This window comes from Leclercia sp. LTM14 (assembly GCF_023736175.1).
In the GTDB taxonomy this organism is placed as follows: domain Bacteria; phylum Pseudomonadota; class Gammaproteobacteria; order Enterobacterales; family Enterobacteriaceae; genus Enterobacter; species Enterobacter barmai.
The window spans coordinates 20193-42563 of the sequence record NZ_JAIKTT010000008.1 but is presented as its reverse complement, the minus strand read 5'-3'; the positions used below and the strand labels follow the sequence as shown (position 1 = coordinate 42563).

24 protein-coding genes are annotated in these 22371 nt (G+C 58.6%); 14 read left to right on the top strand and 10 right to left on the bottom strand.

The window, feature by feature from the left end; all coding sequences use genetic code 11:
* The first annotated feature begins 132 nt into the window (after nucleotides 1-132).
* From cysG to K5I40_RS16005, 11 genes are all read left to right on the top strand, one after another.
* Nucleotides 133-1491 carry a siroheme synthase CysG gene (cysG, locus tag K5I40_RS16055; protein ID WP_223074754.1) on the top strand — a complete coding sequence of 453 codons (1359 nt, stop codon included), beginning with the start codon at nucleotides 133-135 and terminating at the stop codon, nucleotides 1489-1491.
* 9 nt (nucleotides 1492-1500) lie between these two features.
* The gene (gene cysD / locus K5I40_RS16050) at nucleotides 1501-2409 is read left to right on the top strand and encodes a sulfate adenylyltransferase subunit CysD (protein WP_039029949.1); all 909 of its coding nucleotides are present in this window, start codon (nucleotides 1501-1503) and stop codon (nucleotides 2407-2409) included.
* A gap of 9 nt (nucleotides 2410-2418) precedes the next feature.
* Nucleotides 2419-3846 carry a sulfate adenylyltransferase subunit CysN gene (gene cysN, locus K5I40_RS16045; protein ID WP_039029950.1) on the top strand — a complete coding sequence of 476 codons (1428 nt, stop codon included), beginning with the start codon at nucleotides 2419-2421 and terminating at the stop codon, nucleotides 3844-3846.
* Nucleotides 3846-4451 carry an adenylyl-sulfate kinase gene (gene cysC / locus K5I40_RS16040; RefSeq protein ID WP_138370558.1) on the top strand — a complete coding sequence of 202 codons (606 nt, stop codon included), beginning with the start codon at nucleotides 3846-3848 and terminating at the stop codon, nucleotides 4449-4451. Before cysN ends, cysC begins: the two co-directional genes overlap by 1 nt.
* Before the next feature lie 58 nt (nucleotides 4452-4509).
* A complete protein-coding gene (locus tag K5I40_RS16035) occupies nucleotides 4510-4833 on the top strand; it encodes a DUF3561 family protein (RefSeq protein WP_039029952.1) in 324 nt (107 codons plus the stop codon).
* Nucleotides 4834-5000: 167 nt separating this feature from the next.
* Nucleotides 5001-5312 (top strand): cell division protein FtsB, encoded by a 312-nt coding sequence (gene ftsB, locus K5I40_RS16030; RefSeq protein ID WP_039029953.1) that lies wholly within the window; start codon nucleotides 5001-5003, stop codon nucleotides 5310-5312.
* A 19-nt stretch (nucleotides 5313-5331) separates the two neighbouring features.
* Entirely contained in the window at nucleotides 5332-6042 is a 711-nt protein-coding gene (gene ispD, locus K5I40_RS16025; protein ID WP_223074755.1) for a 2-C-methyl-D-erythritol 4-phosphate cytidylyltransferase, read from the top strand.
* Nucleotides 6042-6521 (top strand): 2-C-methyl-D-erythritol 2,4-cyclodiphosphate synthase, encoded by a 480-nt coding sequence (ispF, locus tag K5I40_RS16020; protein WP_006811766.1) that lies wholly within the window; start codon nucleotides 6042-6044, stop codon nucleotides 6519-6521. Before ispD ends, ispF begins: the two co-directional genes overlap by 1 nt.
* Nucleotides 6518-7567 (top strand): tRNA pseudouridine(13) synthase TruD, encoded by a 1050-nt coding sequence (truD, locus tag K5I40_RS16015; protein WP_223074756.1) that lies wholly within the window; start codon nucleotides 6518-6520, stop codon nucleotides 7565-7567. The genes ispF and truD overlap by 4 nt, the downstream gene beginning before the upstream one ends.
* Nucleotides 7548-8309, top strand: coding sequence for a 5'/3'-nucleotidase SurE (gene surE / locus K5I40_RS16010; protein ID WP_039029956.1), 762 nt, complete (start codon nucleotides 7548-7550; stop codon nucleotides 8307-8309). The genes truD and surE overlap by 20 nt, the downstream gene beginning before the upstream one ends.
* On the top strand, nucleotides 8303-8929 hold the full coding sequence (locus tag K5I40_RS16005) for a protein-L-isoaspartate(D-aspartate) O-methyltransferase (protein ID WP_039029957.1): 627 nt from the start codon (nucleotides 8303-8305) through the stop codon (nucleotides 8927-8929). The genes surE and K5I40_RS16005 overlap by 7 nt, the downstream gene beginning before the upstream one ends.
* Nucleotides 8930-8995: 66 nt before the next feature.
* Here the strand turns inward: K5I40_RS16005 and K5I40_RS24030 are convergent, their stop codons facing one another.
* Nucleotides 8996-9202 (bottom strand): hypothetical protein, encoded by a 207-nt coding sequence (locus K5I40_RS24030; RefSeq protein WP_231568129.1) that lies wholly within the window; start codon nucleotides 9200-9202, stop codon nucleotides 8996-8998.
* Between K5I40_RS24030 and nlpD the strand changes: the two genes are divergently transcribed.
* Nucleotides 9105-10172 carry a murein hydrolase activator NlpD gene (gene nlpD / locus K5I40_RS15995; RefSeq protein WP_231568132.1) on the top strand — a complete coding sequence of 356 codons (1068 nt, stop codon included), beginning with the start codon at nucleotides 9105-9107 and terminating at the stop codon, nucleotides 10170-10172. The genes K5I40_RS24030 and nlpD overlap by 98 nt on opposite strands.
* A 60-nt stretch (nucleotides 10173-10232) precedes the next feature.
* Complete coding sequence (gene rpoS / locus K5I40_RS15990) at nucleotides 10233-11225, top strand: RNA polymerase sigma factor RpoS (protein WP_039029959.1); 993 nt, start codon at nucleotides 10233-10235, stop codon at nucleotides 11223-11225.
* A 52-nt stretch (nucleotides 11226-11277) separates the two neighbouring features.
* Here rpoS and K5I40_RS15985 read toward each other — a convergent pair whose 3' ends face one another.
* The 3 genes from K5I40_RS15985 to K5I40_RS15975 form a co-directional block, all read right to left on the bottom strand.
* On the bottom strand, nucleotides 11278-11655 hold the full coding sequence (locus tag K5I40_RS15985) for a DUF4440 domain-containing protein (protein ID WP_223074757.1): 378 nt from the start codon (nucleotides 11653-11655) through the stop codon (nucleotides 11278-11280).
* Between the two features lie 135 nt (nucleotides 11656-11790).
* Nucleotides 11791-14352 carry a DNA mismatch repair protein MutS gene (gene mutS, locus K5I40_RS15980; RefSeq protein ID WP_223074758.1) on the bottom strand — a complete coding sequence of 854 codons (2562 nt, stop codon included), beginning with the start codon at nucleotides 14350-14352 and terminating at the stop codon, nucleotides 11791-11793.
* Nucleotides 14353-14465: 113 nt separating this feature from the next.
* Entirely contained in the window at nucleotides 14466-14696 is a 231-nt protein-coding gene (locus K5I40_RS15975; RefSeq protein ID WP_223074759.1) for a SymE family type I addiction module toxin, read from the bottom strand.
* Between the two features lie 188 nt (nucleotides 14697-14884).
* On the opposite strand from K5I40_RS15975, the gene K5I40_RS15970 reads away from it, so the two are divergent.
* The gene (locus K5I40_RS15970) at nucleotides 14885-15229 is read left to right on the top strand and encodes a nitrous oxide-stimulated promoter family protein (RefSeq protein WP_223074760.1); all 345 of its coding nucleotides are present in this window, start codon (nucleotides 14885-14887) and stop codon (nucleotides 15227-15229) included.
* A gap of 4 nt (nucleotides 15230-15233) precedes the next feature.
* On the opposite strand, the gene K5I40_RS15965 is transcribed toward K5I40_RS15970, so the two are convergent.
* The 6 genes from K5I40_RS15965 to ascF form a co-directional block, all read right to left on the bottom strand.
* The gene (locus tag K5I40_RS15965; protein ID WP_039029964.1) at nucleotides 15234-16466 is read right to left on the bottom strand and encodes an MFS transporter; all 1233 of its coding nucleotides are present in this window, start codon (nucleotides 16464-16466) and stop codon (nucleotides 15234-15236) included.
* A gap of 13 nt (nucleotides 16467-16479) precedes the next feature.
* A complete protein-coding gene (locus K5I40_RS15960; protein WP_138370565.1) occupies nucleotides 16480-17241 on the bottom strand; it encodes an ABC transporter ATP-binding protein in 762 nt (253 codons plus the stop codon).
* Nucleotides 17241-18278 carry an iron ABC transporter permease gene (locus tag K5I40_RS15955; protein WP_223074761.1) on the bottom strand — a complete coding sequence of 346 codons (1038 nt, stop codon included), beginning with the start codon at nucleotides 18276-18278 and terminating at the stop codon, nucleotides 17241-17243. The genes K5I40_RS15960 and K5I40_RS15955 overlap by 1 nt, the downstream gene beginning before the upstream one ends.
* On the bottom strand, nucleotides 18278-19276 hold the full coding sequence (locus K5I40_RS15950; RefSeq protein WP_039029967.1) for an ABC transporter substrate-binding protein: 999 nt from the start codon (nucleotides 19274-19276) through the stop codon (nucleotides 18278-18280). Before K5I40_RS15950 ends, K5I40_RS15955 begins: the two co-directional genes overlap by 1 nt.
* 193 nt (nucleotides 19277-19469) lie before the next feature.
* Nucleotides 19470-20894 carry a 6-phospho-beta-glucosidase gene (locus tag K5I40_RS15945; RefSeq protein ID WP_138370567.1) on the bottom strand — a complete coding sequence of 475 codons (1425 nt, stop codon included), beginning with the start codon at nucleotides 20892-20894 and terminating at the stop codon, nucleotides 19470-19472.
* Between the two features lie 18 nt (nucleotides 20895-20912).
* The gene (ascF, locus tag K5I40_RS15940) at nucleotides 20913-22364 is read right to left on the bottom strand and encodes a PTS cellobiose/arbutin/salicin transporter subunit IIBC (protein ID WP_039029969.1); all 1452 of its coding nucleotides are present in this window, start codon (nucleotides 22362-22364) and stop codon (nucleotides 20913-20915) included.
* Between the last annotated feature and the right edge of the window lie 7 nt (nucleotides 22365-22371).

Here is a 22371-nt window from a genome sequence, read left to right as displayed (position 1 = left end):
AGCACTTTTTGATATGAGCTTTTCCAGGGCGTTATTCCATTGAGTAACTACTCATTCCAATTCGTAATTTCATTCGCTCGTAGCCGCCCCCTATAGTCCCACTATTCCTGGTTGTTAGCGAGTTGTAGCATTGTGGATTACCTTCCTTTATTCGCTGCCGTAAAAGACCGCCCGGTGCTGGTTGTCGGCACCGGCGAAATCGCTGAGCGCAAAATTGCCTTTTTACACCGGGCTGGCGCGCGCGTGCAGGTTGTCGCCGAAGCGGATTTTGCTGAGTCGCAAATCGACAATGTGGTGCTGGTCATTGCCGCCACTGATAACCGGGCTCTCAACCAGCGCGTCTCGGATGCTGCCCATGCCCGTCACCGTCTGGTGAACGTGGTGGACGACCAGCCGCTTTGCTCCTTTATCTTTCCGTCTATTGTGGACCGCTCGCCGCTGCTGGTGGCCATCTCCTCTGGCGGCACTGCTCCGGTGCTGGCCCGCGTACTGCGGGAAAAAATCGAAGCGCTGCTGCCGACAAGCCTGGGCCGGATGGCCGAGAAGGCCAGCTACTGGCGCAACCACCTGAAAACCCGCCTGACCAGCGTGACGGAACGCCGTCGCTTCTGGGAGCGCGTGTTTCGCGGGCGCTTTGCCAGCCTGATGCAGGCCGGGAATGAAACGGCGGCACAGCAGCTTCTCGAAGACGAACTGGATAACCCGGGCAGCACCAGTGGGGAGATCATCCTCGTCGGAGCGGGGCCAGGTGATGCTGGCCTCCTGACCCTGCGCGGTTTGCAGGTGTTGCAGGATGCGGACGTGGTGTTCTATGACCATCTGGTGAGCGACGGCGTGCGCGAGCTGATTCGTCGCGACGCTGAGCAGATCTGCGTAGGCAAACGCGCGGGCGGACATGCTGTTCCCCAGCACGACACCAACCAGATGCTGATCGCGGCGGCCAGAGAGGGCAAAACCGTGGTGCGCCTGAAAGGGGGCGATCCCTTTATCTTCGGTCGCGGCGGCGAAGAGCTGCAGGCGGCAGCCGAAGCGGGTGTACCTTTCCAGGTGGTACCGGGGATCACCGCAGCCTCGGCGGTCACGGCCTATGCCGGTATTCCGCTCACGCACCGTGATTACGCCCAGAGCGTCACTTTCGTCACCGGCCACTACAAGGCCGACAGCACCCCGTTTGACTGGACGCATCTGGCGCAAAGCCGTCAGACCCTCGCCATCTACATGGGCACCATGAAAGCGGCGGAAATTAGCGAACAACTGATTCGCCACGGGCGCGATGCGACTACGCCTGTGGCGGTGATATCCCGCGGCACGCGCGTCGATCAGAACGTGACCACCGGAACACTACAACACCTTGCAAGCCTCGCGAAAGACGCCCCGATGCCCGCCCTGATTGTGGTGGGGGAAGTGGTGCAGCTGCACAGCACGCTCGCCTGGTTTCAAAACACTACCGACACCGAAGGGTTTGGCTCTTCGGTCGTAAATTTGGCTTAAGGAACGGTTATGGATCAAAAACGACTGACGCACCTGCGGCAACTGGAAGCGGAAAGTATTCATATTATCCGCGAAGTGGCCGCTGAGTTTGCTAATCCGGTAATGATGTACTCCATCGGGAAAGACTCCAGCGTGATGCTGCACCTGGCGCGTAAAGCGTTTTACCCGGGCACGCTGCCGTTCCCGTTGCTGCATGTGGATACCGGCTGGAAATTCCGCGAGATGTATGAGTTCCGTGACCGCACCGCCAAAGCGTACGGCTGCGAACTGCTGGTGCATAAAAACCCGGAAGGGGTGGCGATGGGCATTAACCCGTTCGTGCACGGCAGCGGTAAACACACCGATATCATGAAAACCGAAGGGCTGAAGCAGGCGCTGAACAAATACGGCTTTGATGCTGCGTTCGGCGGCGCCCGCCGCGATGAAGAGAAATCCCGCGCCAAGGAGCGTATCTACTCCTTCCGCGATCGCTTCCATCGCTGGGATCCAAAAAACCAGCGTCCGGAGCTGTGGCACAACTACAACGGCCAGATTAACAAAGGCGAAAGCATTCGCGTGTTCCCGCTCTCCAACTGGACCGAGCTGGATATCTGGCAGTACATCTATCTGGAAAATATCGAGATCGTTCCTCTGTATCTGGCGGCTGAACGCCCGGTGCTGGAGCGCGACGGCATGCTGATGATGGTGGATGACGATCGTATCGATCTGCAGCCTGGCGAAGTGATCAAAAAGCGGATGGTGCGTTTCCGTACCCTCGGCTGCTGGCCGCTGACCGGCGCGGTGGAGTCTGACGCGCAGACGCTGCCTTCGATCATTGAAGAGATGCTGGTCTCAACCACCAGCGAGCGACAGGGGCGCGTGATTGACCGCGACCAGGCAGGCTCGATGGAGCTGAAGAAACGTCAGGGTTATTTCTAAGGAGCCGCCATGAATACCACTATTGCTCAACAGATTGCCAATGAAGGCGGCGTCGAAGCCTACCTGCACGCCCAGCAGCACAAAAGTTTGCTGCGTTTCCTGACCTGCGGCAGCGTGGACGACGGGAAAAGCACCCTGATTGGCCGTCTGCTGCACGATACCCGTCAGATCTATGAAGATCAGCTCTCATCACTGCACAACGACAGCAAGCGTCACGGCACCCAGGGCGAGAAACTCGATCTGGCCCTGCTGGTGGATGGCCTGCAGGCGGAGCGCGAGCAGGGCATCACCATCGACGTGGCCTATCGCTATTTCTCCACCGAGAAGCGTAAATTTATTATCGCCGACACCCCGGGGCATGAGCAGTACACCCGCAATATGGCGACCGGCGCCTCCACCTGCGACCTGGCGATCCTGCTGATCGACGCCCGTAAAGGGGTGCTGGATCAGACCCGTCGCCACAGCTTTATTTCCACGCTGCTGGGGATCAAACACCTGGTGGTGGCGGTCAACAAGATGGATCTGGTCAACTTCAGCGAAGAGAAGTTTAACGAGATCCGCGAAAGCTACCTGACCTTTGCCGAGCAGCTGCCGGGCAACCTCGATATCCGCTTTGTGCCGCTGTCGGCGCTGGAAGGGGATAACGTGGCGTCCCAGAGCGTCAGCATGCCGTGGTACAGCGGACCGACGCTGCTGGAAGTGCTGGAGACCGTTGAGATCCAGCGCAGCGTGGAAACGCAGCCGATGCGCTTCCCGGTGCAGTACGTGAACCGCCCGAACCTCGATTTCCGTGGCTTCTCCGGCACTATTGCCTCCGGCAACGTGCAGGTCGGCCAGCGCGTGAAAGTCCTGCCATCCGGCGTGGAATCAGCGATTACCCGTATCGTTACCTTTGACGGCGATCTGCAGGAAGCCGGGGCAGGGGAAGCGGTAACGCTGGTGCTGAAAGACGAAATTGATATCAGTCGCGGCGACTTGCTGGTAGATGCGCAGGAGACGCTGCCTGCGGTGCAAAGCGCCTCTGTGGATGTGGTGTGGATGGCTGAACAGCCGCTGAGCCCGGGCCAGAGCTACGACATCAAGATTGCCGGCAAGAAAACCCGCGCCCGCGTGGACGGCGTTCAGTACCAGGTCGACATCAACAACCTGGCGCAGCACAGCGTCACTGAACTGCCGCTGAACGGCATCGGGCTGGTGGATTTCACCTTCGACGAACCGCTGGTGCTGGATCGGTATCAGCAGAACCCGGTGACCGGGGGCTTAATCATTATCGACCGTCTGACCAACGTCACCGTTGGCGCAGGGATGGTGCGCGAGCCTAAATCGCAGGCGAGCGCGGTGCCGTCGGAATTCAGCGCCTTTGAGCTGGAGCTGAACGCGCTGGTACGCAAACACTTCCCGCACTGGGGCGCGCGCGATCTGCTGGGAGGCAAGTAATGGCGCAGCATGATGAGAACGTCGTCTGGCATCCTCATCCGGTCACGGTGGCCGAACGCGAACAACTCCACGGTCATCGTGGGGTTGTGCTGTGGTTTACCGGGCTCTCGGGTTCCGGTAAGTCCACCGTCGCGGGCGCGCTGGAAGAGGCGCTGCACAAACTTGGCGTCAGCACCTATCTGCTGGATGGCGACAACGTGCGCCACGGGCTGTGCAGCGATCTCGGCTTTAGCGATACGGATCGCAAAGAGAACATCCGTCGGGTGGGCGAAGTGGCCAGCCTGATGGCCGATGCCGGGCTGGTGGTGTTAACCGCCTTTATCTCACCGCATCGCGCCGAGCGGCAGATGGTGCGTGAGCGGGTGGGTAATAGCCGCTTCATTGAAGTGTTTGTTGATACCCCGCTGGAAATCTGCGAACAGCGCGATCCGAAAGGGCTCTACAAAAAGGCCCGCGCCGGCGAGCTGAAGAATTTCACCGGCATCGATGCGGTCTACGAAGCGCCGGAAACCCCGGATATCCACCTCGAAGGTCAACAATTGGTAACAAATTTAGTAGGCCAATTATTAGACCTGCTCCGGCAGGGCGATATTATCAGATCCTGAGATGGTATTGAGGGGAGCGAATAACTCCCGTCAATATGTCACGGTCACAGGATCAGCTATGCGGAACAGCGAAAACTACATCATCACCGGGTCGGACACAGTATCGGCAAATGACGAGACGACCTGGTCTTTTCCTGGGGCGTTTGTCGGCTTTGCGTCATGGCTGATGGCACTGGGGATCCCTTTCCTGTTTTACGGCAGCAACACGCTGTTTTTCTTCCTTTATACCTGGCCTTTCTTCCTTGCACTGATGCCCGTTGCCGTTGTGGTGGGGATCGCGCTGCACTCTCTGCTTAACGGCAAGCTGCTCTACAGTTCGCTTTGCACCGTGATGACGGTGGTGGCAATGGTCGGACTGTTATTTTTGTGGCTCATGGGATAAGTTCATCCATAATTCAAACCGTAACCAACTATGTGACATTGTTGGCTTGCGCGAATCTGCAAAAAAAATGTGGTACATTTGCCCGCAATGTTGCGGCATCTCTGTAGCCCCGATGTAGAGTCGTGGGGAAAGTTATGGGATGATGATGCCGTTTTTCAGGGGGCAGGATGGGTAAACTTACGCTGCTGTTGCTGGCTCTGCTGGTCTGGCTTCAGTATTCGCTGTGGTTCGGTAAGAACGGCCTTCACGATTACAGTCGCGTCAGCGATGACGTGACGGCGCAGCAGGCTACAAACGGCAAACTTAAAGCGCGAAACGATCAACTGTTTGCGGAAATTGACGATCTCAATGGCGGCCAGGAAGCCATTGAAGAGCGCGCGCGCAACGAACTCAGCATGACTAAGCCGGGCGAAACCTTCTATCGTCTGGTGCCGGATGCGTCTAAACGCAACCAGGGCTCAGTACAAAACACTCGATAATCAGGCCCAGGATTACGCCATGGCAGTAACTTTTTCGAACGTATGCGCCGTTGTGCCAGCCGCCGGGTTTGGCCGGCGCATGCAGACTGAATGTCCTAAACAATACCTTTCAATTGGTGATAAAACGATCCTTGAGCACACCGTGGCGGCGCTGCTGGCGAACCCACGCGTGACGCGGGTCGTTATCGCTATCAGCCCGGGCGACGCCCGCTTTGCCGCGCTACCGCTTGCAGCTCACCCGCAGGTTACCGTGGTTGACGGCGGCGCAGAGCGTGCCGATTCGGTGCTGGCGGGATTGCAGGCCGCCGGTGACGCGCAGTGGGTGCTGGTGCATGATGCGGCGCGTCCGTGTCTGCATCAGGACGATCTGGCGCGGCTGCTGGCGATCAGCGAAACCAGCCGCGTGGGCGGCATTCTGGCGACGCCGGTTCGCGATACCATGAAACGCGGCGAGCCGGGGCTGCAGGCCATCGCGCACACCGTGGAGCGCATTGACCTCTGGCATGCGCTCACGCCGCAATTTTTCCCTCGCGAGCTGCTGCACGCCTGCTTAACCCGTGCGCTGAACGAAAGCGCAACCATCACCGACGAAGCTTCGGCGCTGGAGTACTGCGGTTTTCATCCGGAACTGATTGAAGGGCGCGCAGATAATATAAAAGTGACGCGCCCCGAAGATTTACAGCTGGCAGAATTTTATCTTACCCGTTCGACCCATCAGGAGAAGGCATAATGCGAATTGGACATGGTTTTGACGTACACGCCTTTGGCGGCGAGGGCCCAATTATCATTGGCGGCGTACGCATCCCTTATGAAAAAGGACTGCTGGCGCATTCTGATGGCGATGTTGCCCTGCACGCGTTAACCGACGCGCTGCTGGGTGCGGCGGCGCTGGGCGATATCGGCAAGCTGTTCCCGGACACCGATCCGGCCTTTAAGGGCGCCGACAGCCGCGAGCTGCTGCGCGAAGCCTGGCGCCGGATTCAGGCCAAAGGCTACACCCTCGGCAACGTGGACGTGACCATTATTGCCCAGGCTCCGAAAATGCTGCCGCACATCCCCCAGATGCGCGTGTTTATCGCCGAAGATCTCGGCTGCCATATGGACGATGTCAACGTCAAAGCGACCACTACCGAGAAGCTCGGCTTTACCGGTCGCGGTGAAGGCATTGCCTGTGAAGCCGTGGCGCTGCTGGTGAAGGCGGCCAAATGATCGACTTCGACAACCTGACGTACCTGCACGGTAAACCACAGGGCACGGGCCTGCTGAAGGCCAATCCGGAAGATTTCGTGGTGGTAGAAGATCTGGGCTTTGAGCCGGACGGCGAGGGCGAGCACATTCTGGTGCGGATCCTGAAAAACGGCTGCAACACCCGTTTTGTCGCCGAGGCGCTGGCAAAGTTCCTGAAAATTCACGCCCGTGAAGTGAGCTTTGCCGGGCAGAAAGACAAACACGCCGTCACGGAACAGTGGCTCTGCGCCCGGGTTCCGGGTAATGGGATGCCCGATTTAAGCCAGTTCCAGCTTGAAGGCTGTCAGGTGCTGGAATACGCCCGTCACAAGCGCAAATTGCGTCTCGGAGCGCTTAAGGGCAACGCCTTTACCCTGGTGCTGCGCGAGGTGAGCAACCGCGATGAGGTTGAACAGCGTCTGACGGCAATCAACGAGCAGGGCGTGCCGAACTATTTCGGCGCACAGCGTTTTGGCATTGGCGGCAGTAACCTGCAGGGCGCCCTGCGCTGGGCGCAAAGCAATGCCCCGGTGCGGGATCGCAATAAACGCAGTTTTTGGTTGTCGGCAGCCCGCAGCGCGTTGTTTAATCAAATCGTCAGCGAGCGGCTGAAAAAAACAGACGCGAATCAAGTTGTTGTCGGCGATGCGCTACAATTAGCGGGACGCGGCAGCTGGTTTGTCGCCACTGATGAAGAAATGAGCGATGTGCAGGCGCGCGTCAATGCGAAAACTCTGCTGATCACTGCGGCCCTGCCGGGTACCGGCGACTGGGGTCCGCAGGGTGATGCGCTGCGTTTTGAGCAGGCTGCCATCGCCGATGAAACAGAGTTATGCTCACTGCTGGTGCGGGAAAAAGTCGAAGCGGCACGCCGGGCGATGCTGCTCTATCCGCAACAGTTGAGCTGGAACTGGTGGGATGACGTAACCGTCGAGCTACGTTTCTGGCTGCCGGCTGGCAGCTTTGCCACCAGTGTTGTCAGGGAACTTATCAACACTTCGGGTGACTATGCGAATATTGCTGAGTAACGATGACGGGATCCATGCGCCAGGCATTCAGACGCTGGCTAAAGCGCTACGTGAGTTCGCCGAGGTGCAGGTGGTGGCTCCCGATCGTAACCGCAGCGGTGCCTCTAACTCGTTAACCCTCGAGTCGTCTCTTCGCACCTTTACCTTCGACAATGGCGATATCGCCGTTCAGATGGGCACTCCGACCGACTGTGTCTTTCTGGGCGTCAATGCGCTGATGCGTCCCCGCCCGGACGTGGTGGTCTCCGGCATCAATGCCGGACCCAACCTGGGCGATGACGTGATCTACTCCGGAACGGTAGCCGCCGCAATGGAAGGACGCCACCTTGGCTTTCCTGCCCTGGCGGTCTCGCTCAACGGCCATCAGCACTATGACACCGCCGCCGCAGTCACCTGCGCCATTCTGCGTGCCCTGAGCCGCGAGCCGCTGCGCACCGGACGCATCCTCAATATCAACGTGCCGGATCTGCCGCTGGATGAAATCAAAGGCATCCGCGTGACGCGCTGCGGTAGCCGCCACCCGGCGGATAAAGTGATCCCGCAGGAAGATCCGCGCGGCAACACGCTGTACTGGATTGGCCCGCCGGGCGAAAAACACGATGCCGGGCCGGATACTGATTTTGCCGCCGTGGATGAAGGCTACGTTTCCGTCACCCCGCTGCACGTAGATTTGACCGCGCATAACGCGCAGGATGTGGTTTCAGGCTGGCTGGATCGTGCCGGGGTGAGCTCGCAATGGTAAGCAATCGTGTACAAACTCTTCTGAATCAATTACGCAGTCAGGGTATTGCTGACGAGCGGGTGCTGGACGCCATCTCGCGGGTGCCGCGGGAAAAGTTCGTGGATGAGGCGTTTGAGCACAAAGCATGGGAAAACGTCGCGTTACCGATAGGGCAGGGGCAAACTATCTCCCAGCCGTATATGGTGGCGCGCATGACAGAGCTGCTGGAGCTGACCCCGGACTCGCGGGTGCTGGAGATTGGCACCGGTTCGGGATACCAGACCGCCATTCTGGCGCACCTGGTGCATCATGTCTGCTCGGTTGAACGCATCAAAGGGCTGCAGTGGCAGGCGCGCCGTCGCCTGAAGCAGCTCGATTTACACAATGTTTCTACCCGTCACGGGGATGGCTGGCAGGGCTGGAAGGCACGCGGCCCGTTTGATGCCATTATCGTGACGGCTGCACCGCCTGAGATCCCGGATGCGCTGATGGCGCAGCTGGATGACGGCGGGATCCTCGTTTTACCGGTGGGCGATGAACATCAGCTGTTGAAGCGTGTTCGTCGACGGGGCAACGAGTTCATCATCGATACCGTAGAAGCCGTACGTTTCGTGCCTCTGGTGAAAGGAGAGCTGGCCTGAGACTCGGATTATTCCAGGGTTTTTCAGGCAAATTCAGCGTATGGTGTGGCGCAAAACGTTGTGACACTACGGTAATTTTAAGTCACTGGTAACTAAAAATAATCCTGGGGGATAAATGAGCGCGGGAAGCCCAAAATTCACCATCAGCCGTGTTGCGGCATTGTCACTGGTTTCCATCTGGCTGGCCGGTTGTACATCGAATAATGCCCCTGCGCCTGTCAGTTCGGTTGGCGGCAGCAATGGTACCAGTACGGGCAATCCATCCGGCGGCATGCTGATCACCCCTCCACCGAAGATGGGTACTCCGGCGGCACAGCAAACTCCGCAAATCCAGCCTGTTCAGACACCGGTTACCCAGCCAACTCAGATTCAGCCAGTGGATCAGCCTGTTCAGACCGAAAATGGCCGCATTGTGTATAACCGTAAGTATGGGAACATTCCGAAAGGAAGCTATACCGGCGGTAGCACGTACACCGTAAAACGCGGCGATACCCTCTTCTATATTGCCTGGATCACCGGGAACGATTTCCGTGACCTTGCTCAACGAAATAACGTCCAGGCCCCGTATGGCCTGGAAGTTGGCCAGACGCTGCAGGTGGGTAACGCAACGGGTAAACCGCTCACGCCTGGCAACACCGTTTCTGCGGCTGACGTAACGGCGCAAAATAACAGTGTGATGCCTGTGCAAAAATCAAGCACAGTGGTTGCGTCGCAACCGACAATTACGTATTCTGAGGATTCAGGTGAACAGAGTGCTAACAAGATGTTGCCGAATAATAAGGGGACTGCGACCGTTGTCACAGCGCCCGTTACGGCACCTGTGGTTAGCTCTACCGCACCCGTTGCCAGCAGTGTGACGTCCAGCTCAACGATTTCTTCGTGGCGCTGGCCGACTGAAGGCAAGGTTATCGAGAACTTTTCTTCCTCCGAGGGGGGAAATAAAGGGGTCGATATCGCAGGGAGTAAGGGACAGGCTATTATCGCGACCGCAGATGGTCGTGTTGTATACGCCGGTAACGCTCTGCGCGGTTACGGTAATCTTATTATCATCAAACACAACGATGATTACCTGAGTGCCTACGCCCATAACGATACGATGCTGGTCCGGGAACAACAAGAAGTTAAGGCGGGGCAAAAAATAGCTACTATGGGTAGCACCGGAACCAGTTCTACACGCTTGCATTTTGAAATTCGTTACAAGGGGAAATCCGTAAACCCGCTGCAGTATTTGCCGCAGCGATAATTTGGCGGGACATATCTTTTGATATGTTGCGCCCAGGGATCACGGGTAGGAGCCACCTTTATGAGTCAGAATACGCTGAAAGTTCATGATTTAAATGAAGACGCGGAGTTTGATGAGAACGGAGCAGAGGCTTTTGACGAAAAAGCCTTAGTAGAAGAGGAACCCAGTGATAACGATTTAGCTGAAGAAGAGCTGTTATCGCAGGGCGCCACACAACGTGTGCTGGATGCGACTCAGCTTTACCTTGGGGAGATTGGTTATTCCCCACTGTTAACAGCCGAAGAAGAAGTTTACTTCGCGCGCCGGGCATTACGTGGTGATGTGGCTTCACGTCGTCGCATGATTGAAAGTAACCTGCGTCTGGTGGTTAAGATTGCCCGTCGTTACAGCAATCGTGGTCTGGCTCTGCTGGATCTGATTGAAGAGGGCAACCTTGGGCTGATCCGCGCAGTAGAGAAATTTGACCCAGAGCGTGGGTTCCGTTTCTCAACTTATGCGACCTGGTGGATCCGACAGACCATCGAACGGGCAATCATGAACCAGACCCGTACGATCCGACTGCCTATTCACATTGTTAAAGAGTTGAACGTCTATCTGCGTACCGCACGCGAGTTGTCCCATAAGCTGGACCACGAGCCAAGCGCGGAAGAGATTGCCGAACAGCTTGATAAACCTGTTGATGATGTCAGCCGTATGCTGCGTCTCAACGAGCGTATTACCTCCGTCGACACCCCGCTGGGTGGCGATTCCGAGAAAGCGCTGCTGGACATCCTGGCCGATGAAAAAGACAACGGTCCGGAAGACACCACGCAGGACGATGATATGAAACAGAGCATCGTCAAATGGCTGTTCGAACTGAACGCCAAACAGCGTGAAGTGCTGGCACGTCGTTTCGGTCTGCTGGGGTATGAAGCTGCGACACTGGAAGATGTCGGTCGTGAAATCGGCCTGACCCGTGAACGTGTTCGTCAGATTCAGGTTGAAGGTCTGCGTCGCCTGCGTGAAATCCTGCAGGGGCAAGGTCTGAATATCGAAGCGCTGTTCCGCGAGTAAGCACCTTTTCGACAAAAAAGGCCCGTCGAGAGACGGGCCTTTTTCTTTTGTGTCACGGTTGCGCGGTTTCGTGCAGCAGACGCCACGTAATGGCATCGCCTTCCTGATTCAGAACGGCGCTGGACCAGCGCACGTTTACCGGCTGATCCGGGCGGGTCTGCGTTTCACGATAGTGAAGCACCGCGCCGTTGTCCCAGGTCTGTAATGTCGTTAAATCATCAATCGCAATTTTCAGTCCCGGACGGCTGCCGCGCTGGTCTTCAAGGAAACGCGCCAGCGCGGGATAATCCAGGTGTGCGCCGCTGGGGGCGATCATCAGGAAGTCCTCGCGAAAACGGGCGAGCAGGGCATCGAGATCGCCTTCTCCCTGGCCTAACCAGTTTTCTAACGCGATGTGAGCATCGATAATTTCGTTTTCGTAGCAGGTCACTCTTTCTCCTTAAACATCATTTGTGGACTAAATGCCTGATAAAAAAGCCGGGTGGCGGCTACGCCTTACCCGGCCTACAAAAGTTTCGTACGCCCGGCAAGCGCAGCGCCGCCGGGCGATACAGACCGCAGAGATCTATACCAAATTCTTCAACCGGTAGATCCATTCCAGAGCCTGACGCGGCGACAGGGAATCCGGGTCGAGGTTCTCCAGCGCTTCCAGGGCCGGGGAGGTCTCTTCCGCAGGCACCAGCAACGACATCTGCGTGCCGTCCACCTGGGTGGCCGCCGCGTTTGGCGCCAGGCTCTCCAGCTCGCGCAGTTTCTGGCGCGCACGCTTGATCACCTCTTTCGGCACCCCTGCCAGCGCCGCCACGGCCAGGCCGTAACTTTTGCTCGCCGCGCCATCCTGCACGGTGTGCATAAAGGCGATGGTATCGCCGTGCTCCAGCGCATCCAGATGAACGTTCGCCACGCCCTCCATTTTCTCCGGCAGCTGCGTCAGCTCGAAGTAGTGGGTGGCAAACAGGGTCAGCGCCTTAATCTTATTGGCCAGGCTTTCGGCACAGGCCCATGCCAGCGAGAGCCCGTCATAGGTAGAGGTTCCGCGGCCAATCTCATCCATCAGCACCAGGCTGTATTCCGTGGCGTTGTGCAGAATGTTGGCGGTTTCGGTCATCTCCACCATAAAGGTGGAGCGACCGCTCGCCAGATCGTCCGCTGCGCCTACGCGGGTAAAGATGCGATCCACCGGGCCAATCTCCACCTTTTGCGCCGGAACGTAGCTGCCGATGTAGGCCAGCAGGGCTATCAGCGCGGTCTGGCGCATATAGGTACTTTTACCGCCCATGTTCGGCCCGGTAATGATCAGCATCCGGCGCTGCGTCGACAGGTTCAGCGGGTTGGCGATAAACGGTTCGTTCAGCACCTGCTCCACCACCGGATGTCGCCCCTCGGTAATGCGTACGCCCGGCTTATCGGTAAAGGTCGGGCAGCAGTAGTTCAGCGTCTCGGCGCGCTCTGCCAGGTTGACCAGCACGTCCAGCTCCGCCAGCGCAGCGGCGCTCTGCTGTAAATCCGCAAGGTGCGGCATCAGCATGTCGAACAGGGCGTCATACAGCTGCTTTTCCAGCGCCAGGGCTTTACCCTTGGAGGTGAGGACCTTGTCTTCGTACTCTTTCAGCTCAGGAATAATGTAGCGCTCGGCGTTTTTCAGCGTCTGGCGGCGCACGTAGTGGATAGGCGCCAGATGGCTCTGCCCGCGGCTGATCTGAATGAAGTAGCCGTGTACCGCGTTATAACCCACTTTCAGGGTGTCGAGCCCGAGCCGCTCACGCTCGCGGATCTCCAGTTTATCCAGATAATCCGTCGCGCCATCGGCCAGCGCGCGCCACTCGTCCAGCTCTTCATTGTAACCCGGGGCAATAACGCCGCCGTCGCGTACCAGTACCGGTGGGGCATCGATGATGGCCTTTTCCAGCAGCTCGCGCAGTTCGCTAAATTCACCCATGGTGTCGCGCAGTTTCTGCACCGGGGCGCAGTCGATCTCCGCCAGCTGGCTGCGCAGTTCAGGCAACTGCTGGAAGGCATGACGCATGCGGGCTAAATCGCGTGGGCGAGCGGTACGCAGCGCCAGTCGCGCCAGAATACGCTCCAGATCGCCGACCTGACGCAGCACCGGCTGCAGCTCGCTGTAGCGATCCTGCAGTGCGCCAATGGTCTGCTGGCGTCCGGTCAGCGTGGCGGTATCGCGCACCGGCATATGCAGCCAGCGTTTGAGCATGCGGCTGCCCATCGGGGTGACGGTGCTGTCGAGCACCGAGGCCAGCGTGTTTTCCACGCCGCCGGAGAGGTTCTGGGTGATCTCCAGATTGCGGCGGGTGGCGGCATCCATAATGATGCTGTCCTGCTGGCGCTCAATGGTGATGGAGCGGATATGCGGCAGGGCGGTGCGCTGGGTATCTTTGACGTACTGCAGCAGACAGCCTGCGGCGCACAGGCCGCGCGGCGCGTTTTCAACGCCAAAGCCGGTCAGATCGCGGGTGCCAAACTGCAGGTTGAGCTGCTGGCGCGCGGTGTCGATTTCGAACTCCCACAGCGGACGGCGACGCAGACCGCGACGCCCTTCAAGCAGACCCATCTCGGCGAAATCTTCTGCATACAGCAGCTCCGCAGGATTGGTGCGCTGCAGCTCGGCGGCCATGGTTTCGCGGTCGGCCGGTTCGCTCAGGCGAAAGCGCCCGGAGCTGATATCCAGCGTGGCATAGCCGAAGCCTTTGCTGTCCTGCCAGATGGCGGCGAGCAGATTATCCTGGCGCTCCTGCAACAGCGCTTCATCGCTGATGGTGCCAGGGGTGACGATGCGCACCACCTTGCGCTCAACCGGGCCTTTCGAGGTGGCCGGATCGCCAATCTGTTCACAGATGGCGACCGACTCCCCCTGATTCACCAGCTTCGCCAGGTAGTTCTCTACCGCATGGTGCGGAATACCGGCCATCGGGATAGGTTCACCTGCCGAGGCTCCGCGTTTGGTCAGGGAGATGTCGAGCAGCTGCGAGGCGCGTTTCGCATCGTCATAAAACAGCTCGTAAAAGTCGCCCATCCGGTAAAAAAGCAGGATCTCCGGATGCTGAGCTTTCAGCTTCAGATACTGCTGCATCATCGGGGTATGGGCGTCAAAATTATCAGTAGTGGTCATGGAATGATGATGTCCATTTCTTTGAAAATAGTGCGTTTCAGGCGACGTCAGGGTCGTGTAATGGCGCTATTGTCGCATGAAAAAAAGACCCGGCGCAGCAAAATGTCGTGACTTTACGAGGCCTCTTCCGTAACCAGTTCAATCACTAATTTCCCCTGTTCCACCTGCACCCGTACCCGGGAGTGGGTTTTAAAACCAGCCTCCTCCAGCCAGTCGCCCTTTAAGCTCAGCGCGGCGTGTACGCTGTAGCGCGTCGGGATCTTGGTCTTGCGATCTTCGTGACGCTTTCTGAAATAGCCCACGGTGAGCTGACGGTGCGGTCTGGAAATACAGATATCTGACATAAAAACTCCTTTTTCTCAGGCAAGGATCCGGTGATAAAACACCTGTATAAAATGCCAGTAAAACACGCTGACGACAAATGCATAACTGCGAGGCGCCTTCAGGAAATGGAATGTAAAAGATGAAATCGGGCTGAACATCGGAGCTGAAAGGCGTATTATTAATGCAACTTATAATCAGGTATCAGGCTATGTCAGGAAAACGCATCGCACGTGAGAAAGAGACCATCCGTAAGATGATCTCGCTGTATGAAAAGCAGTGCCCGCAGGCGTCGAAAGAGGCGGGGCACTACGCGGCGCTGAACGAGTACGCCGACAAGCGGCTGGATAAATGCGTCTTTGGCGAAGAGAAACCGGCCTGCAAGCAGTGCCCGGTCCACTGCTATCAGCCGGCTAAACGTGAGGAGATGAAACAGGTGATGCGCTGGGCGGGGCCGCGCATGCTGTGGCGTCATCCGATATTAACCGTGCGCCATCTGATCGACGATCGCCGCCCGGTGCCTGAGCTTCCGGAAAAGTACCGCCCGAAAAAGTAATCCCTCAGACCCGCGGTCTGCGCATTGGGCGGCAAATCACCACCATAGCGATGGCGCTGCACAGCGGGAACACCGCCAGCACCAGCCACGGAACGATTGCCCCGACGGACGGGGTCAGCGCCTGGTCGAGCAGATCGCCAAGCAGTAAATTCCCCGCCAGTACCGCACAGCCGCCTGCGGTGGCCAGTGCGCCATAGTGCGCGCCTAAGGTCGACTCGCTGGCAAACCATGGCACCACGTCTTTCCCCGCAGGTACCAGCAGCATCTGCCCGGTGGTCAGCAGCGTGACAAAGCAGGCCGCAGGCAGCAGACGCAGTAACCCGGTTGCTGGTTCTGAGGACGCAAACAGCGCGACGCTCAGAAACGCGCTTGCTATAAGCAAAAATCCCACCGGCAGGATGCGCACCGCGCCTACCCGCCGGGCAAAGCGCGCCAGCGGCAGTTGAAAGAGGATCACCAGCCCGGATGCCAGCATAAACAGCGGGCCGAGATCTTTCTCGCTGCCGCCCGCGCGCTGGATCTCCACCGGCAGCGCCAGATAGAGCTGGTTATAGCTTAACAGCCAGCTGCTCCAGGCGATGATAAAGGCCACGAACCGCGGCTGGCGAAAGGTGGTCCACCATGGCGTGATGTGCAGCGCCTGGTTTTTATGTGTCCCCGCAGGCAGACAGAAGAACAGCACAATCAGCGCCACCACAAAGACCGCGGCACCCGCCAGCGCCACCTGGCGAAAACCGAGACCGGTGAGCAAAGCACCCGCCACCGGGCCAAGCACCGCCCCCAGCTCGCCGCACACCGCAAACAGGGCGAACCACTCGGCGCGGCTGCGTTTGCCCTGCGCCTCGCTGCGGGTTCCGGCTTTTGCCAGTAACGCTTCGATGGAGGGGGAGAAGAGCGCGCCGCCGATCCCGGTGAGGCACGCCCCGGCGATAATCACCGGCAGACTGTAGCCAAAGGCCAGCAGCAGATAGCCCACCACCCGCACGACGCAGCCGCACAGAATAATGACGCGCGCGCCGTAGCGGTCGGAGAGGGCACCGCCGACGATAAACATCCCCTGCTGCGAGAAGGTGCGCAGCCCGAGCACCAGGCCGATAAGCCCCCCGGAGAGCAGCATATCGTCGCGCAAAAAGATCGCCAGGAAGGGGACGACGGCATAAAAACCAATGTTGAAAACAAACTGGCTGCCCAGCAGAACGGGCGGCCAGAGTTGCGTGGCGGGACGAATCACTGTCACCTGTTACCTCGCCTCAGACGAGGAAGTGGATATGTTTTTTGCCATGGTCGGGGGAGAGTTCAATACGGGTTTTCACCCGGAATATCTCCCACAGCAGCTCTTCGGTCAGGATCGCCTGCGGCGTACCGCTGGCCACCACGCGCCCTTTCTGCATCACGATGAGCGCATCGCAGAACATGGAGGCATGGTTAAGATCGTGAATGGCGACGATGCTGGTGACCGGAAGCTGGCTGATCAACTGCATCAGCTGCATCTGATGGTGAATATCGAGGTGGTTGGTGGGTTCATCCAGCAGGATTTCGGTCGGCATCTGCGCCAGCGCCCGGGCAATGTGCACCCGCTGGCGCTCACCGCCGGAGAGGCTCAGCCAGCCCTGCTCGCTGTGATGCAGCATATCCACCGTCTTTAGCGCCTGGGTGACCGTTTCGTCATCCTGCGCCGTCCAGCCGGAGAACGGGGAGTGGTGCGGAATACGCCCCAGCTTGACCACGTCACGCACGCGCATGTTGGCGTCGGTCATACCGTGCTGTTCCACAAAAGCGACCCGACGGGCGAGCTGCTTTTTCGGGATGCCGGTGATGCTTTTGCCGTCCACCGCGACGGTGCCGCTGTGCGGGCGGCGCAAACCGGCCAGGATCCGCAGCAGCGACGATTTGCCGGAGCCGTTTGGCCCCAGCAGGCCCACGGTCTGCCCCTGGGATACCGCCAGCGAGACATTATCGACGATGACCTTTTTACCCACCTTCCAGGTGATATTTTCAGCAGTGATGCTCATCACTTATTCCTTGAACGATAGATAATCACGGCAAAGAACGGCACGCCCACCAGCGCGGTGACGACGCCGACCGGCAGGCTTTGCGGGGCGATCAGCAGGCGGGAGGCGATATCCGCCAGCACCATCAGGATGGCACCCGCCAGCGCGCTGGCGATAAGCAGCGTGCGGTGCAGCGGCCCAAAGAAGAAGCGCATCATGTGCGGCACCACCAGGCCGACAAAGCCGATGGAGCCCGCCATGCTGACGATGGTTGCCGTCATTAAGGCGGTGACGATAAACAGGATCAGGCGTACCCAGGGCACGGCGATCCCGAGCGAGGCGGCGGCATCGTCGCCAAAGGTGAAGGCGTCCAGCGCCCGGGCATAATAAAGACAGATCGCCAGACCCACCAGCACAGCAACCAGTGCCAGCTGGAATTCCGGCCATCTCACGCCGCTAAAACTGCCCAGCAGCCAGAACATCACGTCACGTGCCTGCTGCGCGCTGGCCGAGGTGCTGACGGTCCAGGCGGTAATGGCGTTAAACAGCTGCGAGGCGGCGACCCCGGCAAGAATAGTGCGCTCGCTGCCGCCACGGGCGCCGTTGGTCAGCAGGGCCACAAACGCGAAGGCGGTAAACGCCCCGGCAAAGGCCCCGGCGGAAAGGGTAACGGCACCGCTGCCAATGCCCAGCACCACCACGGAGACCGCACCGGTTGACGCCCCGGCTGACACGCCCAGCACATAAGGTTCGGCGAGGGCGTTTTTCAGCAGGCTTTGCAGCACCGCGCCGCAGATAGCCAGACCGGCACCGCAGCAGGCCGCTACCAATGCCCGGCTCAGGCGAAAATCCCAGATCACGCTCTCGTAGATGCGATTGAGCGGCTCCGCGGTTAAGCCCATTTTATTGGTAATGGCGTAGAACACGCTCTGCAGGGGGATTGCCAGTTCCCCCACGCTGACGCCGAAGGCGATAACCAGCAGCAGCGCCACTATCGCCAGGAAACCCGACGCCGGCCGCAGCCAGTTCAGCCGGGTCTGTTGAACCACGGCGGTCATTAATTCAGTCCCATCTTTCTGAGCTGTTCAGCAATCTGTTCCGCGCCGTAGATGGTGCGGATGGTCGGGTTCATGGCCTGGCCGTCCATCACCACGATGTGACCTTTCTTCACCGCATCCAGCTGGCTGACGGCCGGATCGCTCTTCAGGAATTTGATTTTTTCCTCGGCGTTATCCAGCGCCCAGCGGTTGCGGTCGAGGCTGGAGACCACGATCACGTCCGGGTTAGCGGCGATAATGCTCTCCCAGCCCACGGTCGGCCATTCGGTTTCGGAGGTGATGGCGTTGTGGCCGCCCAGCACGTTGGCGATAAAGCCGGAGGCGCTGTTTTTCCCGCCGACGTAGGCGTCAGAGGAAGGGGAGGAGCTGGAGAACCAGAAGACAAACGACAGGTCTTTTTTGCTTTTGCTGAATTCAGCGCGCAGGTCGGCTTCGCGCTTTTTGAAATCGGCGATCAGGGCCTGACCGCGATCTTCGACGTTGAAGATTCTGGCGAAATCTTCGATCTCTTTATACAGGAAGCTCATGTCCCACAGCTTCTGGCGGCTGCCGTACATATCGCCAATCTCTTTTTTGGTGGCGCACATGCCCGGCGACATATAGCTGTTCACGCCGACGGTGGCGAGATCTTCGCGTTTGGCGACTTTACTCTCTGGCCCCAGCAGCAGCGGCAGCTGCGCCGGAACGAAGTCCGGGTTCTGCGCCAGGATGGATTCCAGAGTCGGGATCTCGACGGTCAGCGTTTTGACTTTCTTGTTCTTCTCAGCGAGTTCAGGCAGCACTTTGGTCGGCCAGAAGGCGCTGGCGGCGACCTTATCTTCCAGGCCCAGCAGCAGGAGAATCTCTACGGTGTTCTGCCCCAGCGCGACCACGCGTTCCGGTGCTTTAGTGAAGGTTTCTTTATATCCGCAATTCTCAATCGTCAGAGGGTATGTGGTCGCAAAGGCAGAACCGGCTGTCGCGATCAGCAATCCTAATGCGCTGATGACCTTTTTCATGAAACGCTATCCTTCATTAATTTATGTATGACAGCCGGAAGCCTGGCTGAGAATGAATATCATTTATTACGGCGGAGTTTTATACAATGATATATTCATGGTGTCAATGAATGATAGTAACGCACTGAAATTATAAATTTTGGATGGGTTTTGTAAGCCGGGCAGCAGAGCGCCGCCCGGCAAAAAGGGCGGGTTAATCCAGATCGGCACCGTTGCTGGCGATCACTTTTTTATACCACCAGAATGATTTTTTGCGTTTGCGATCGAGGGTACCGTTGCCGGCATCATCGCGATCGACATAGATAAAGCCGTAGCGCTTGCTCATCTCGCCCGTGGACGCGGCCACCAGATCGATACAGCCCCAGCTGGTGTAGCCCATTAGCGGAATGCCGTCTTCTATCGCCTCGCCCATCGCGCGGATATGCTCCCGCAGATAGCTGATGCGGTAGTCGTCGTTGATCTCGCCGTTGGCGTCAATCTCATCCTTCGCTCCCAGACCGTTCTCTACCAGGAACAGCGGCTTCTGGTAGCGGTCGTACATCATGTTCATGGTGATACGCAGGCCCAGCGGGTCGATGCCCCAGCCCCACTCGCTCACCTCGATGTGCGGGTTACGCAGGGATTTAACGATGTTGGCCGCGCTGGTGTTGTTGGCATTCATGTCCGCCGAGGCGCAGCGCGAGGCGTAATAGCTGAACGAGACAAAATCGACGGTGTTTTTCAGCAGCTCGTCATCGCCCGGGTCTTTGACAATCACCACCCCTTTTTCGCGGAACACGCGGGCTGAGTAGGCCGGGTAACTGCCGCGGGCCTGGACGTCGATAAAGAACAGGTTTTCACGATCTTTTTCCAGCGCCATCCACACGTCTTCCGGTTTGCAGGAGTACGGGTAGAAGTTGCCGCCCGCCAGCATGCAGCCGACCTGATGCTCCGGGTTGACCTCGTGGGCGATTTTGGTTGCCAGCGCGCTGGCAACCAGCTCGTGGTGCGCCGCCTGGTACTTCACCTGATCTTCGTTTTCACCTTCCTCAAACACCAGCCCGGCACCGGAGAACGGGCTGTGCAGCATAATGTTGATCTCGTTGAAGGTGAGCCAGTACTTCACCAGCCCGTTAAACTCCTCGAAACAGGTGCGCGCATAGCGGGCGAAGAAGTCGACCATCTTGCGGTTGCGCCAGGAGCCGTATTCGGTGACCAGATGCATCGGCACGTCGAAGTGGCACAGGGTCACCAGCGGCTCGATGTTGTACTTTTTGCACTCCTCGAACACCGCCCGGTAGAAGGCAATCCCTTCTTTATTAGGCAGCGGTTCGTCGCCGTTCGGGTAGAGGCGGCTCCAGGCAATCGAGGTGCGGAAAACCGTGAAGCCCATCTCGGCCATTAAGGCGATATCTTCCTTATAGCGATGGTAAAAATCGATCGCGTCGTGGCTGGGATAGAACTCGTCGTCACGCAGCGAAAAGCGTTTTTCCTTGCCGACCTTCACCGCCAGACGGTTGGCGCCGTGGGGGATCATGTCGACGGTGGTCAGGCCCTTGCCGCCTTCGCGGTACGCGCCTTCGCTCTGGTTAGCGGCCAGTGCGCCGCCCCATAAAAATCCTTGTGGAAAAACTGACATTCTTACCTCGCTATAAATTTATGCTTGTGCTGCTTTGGCCTGAACCGGTGCGGATTGCAGCGCGCGGGCTTTTTCTGCTTCGTCTTCAACCGGGATATCTTCAAAGCCCAGGATCAGGGTCAGCACGAAAGAGAGCACCACGGCCAGGGCCATCACCCCGAATACCCAGACGATGGACATCGGGTTAGCCGGGTCAAAGAACTGGACGCTGGTAAACAGGCCCGGTGCCGCCATCGAATGGCTGGCAAGCCCGGCGATCCCGGCGACGGCACCGCAGATAAAGCCGCTGATCAGGCTCGCAATGAGCGGACGTTTCAGGCGAACCGCCACGCCGTACAGCGCCGGTTCAGAGATCCCCGCCATAATGGCGGAAGCCGCTGCCGCCAGCGCCGTCTGGCGCAGTTCCGGGTTTTTCGTTTTCCATGCGACCGCCAGCGATGAACCGCCGAGGGACAGGTTGGCGCCGATTTCAGACGGCATCACCATTCCCTCTTTGCCGGTTTCGGCAATGGTCTGAATGATGGTTGGGGTAAAGACGCGGTGCATCCCGGTCATCACCAGCAGCGGCCACAGCGCGCCCATGATGGCGACAGAGAGCCAGCCCAGATAGCCATGAATGGTGTAAACCAGCGCGGAGATGGCGCTACCGATCCAGATCCCCAGCGGTCCAATCAGGACGATGGCGAGCGGGGCGGCGATCAGGACGATCAGCATCGGCTTCAGGAAGTTTTTGGTGACGGCCGGGGTGATTCTGTCCACCCAGCGCTCGATATACGACAGGCACCAGGTCATGACCAGCGCCGGGATCACCGTGTAGGTGTATTTCACCGCCGTTACCGGCACAAACGCGAACTCAACGTGCTCGCCCTGCGCCGCTTTGGCCATCAGCTCGATAAAGCTTGGGTGAACCAGCACGCCCGCAATGGCGATCGCCAGCGACATGTTGGTTTTAAATTTCACGGCAGCAGAGGCGGCCACCATCAGCGGCAGGAAGAAGAACGCGCCGTCGCCGATCACCGTCAGAATGGTCAGCGTTGGTTCGCCTTTGGTCAGCACGCCGGTCATCTCAAGGATCATCGCCAGCAGTTTGACCATCGACCCGCCGATGATCGCCGGGATCAGCGGAGACATGGTGCCGATCAGCGCATCAAGAATGCCCGCGCCAACGCGTCTGAAGGTCAGCTTTTGCGGCCCCTGCGGCGCGGCAGGCTGCAGCCCGGCGGGCAGCAGGCTCACCACCTCGCGGTACGCCTGAGAAACGGTATTGCCGATGATCACCTGGCACTGGTTGTCGTTGCGCACTACCCCCAGCACGCCGCTGATGCTCTTAAGCGTGGCGCTGTCGATCAGGCTCTCGTCTTTCGCCACGAAGCGCAGCCGGGTCATGCAGTGGGTGACGGCGACAATGTTGTCTTTGCCGCCGAGCGCGCTGACAACGGCATTCGCCAGCGCAGCATAGTTTTTGGCCATCGGGTTG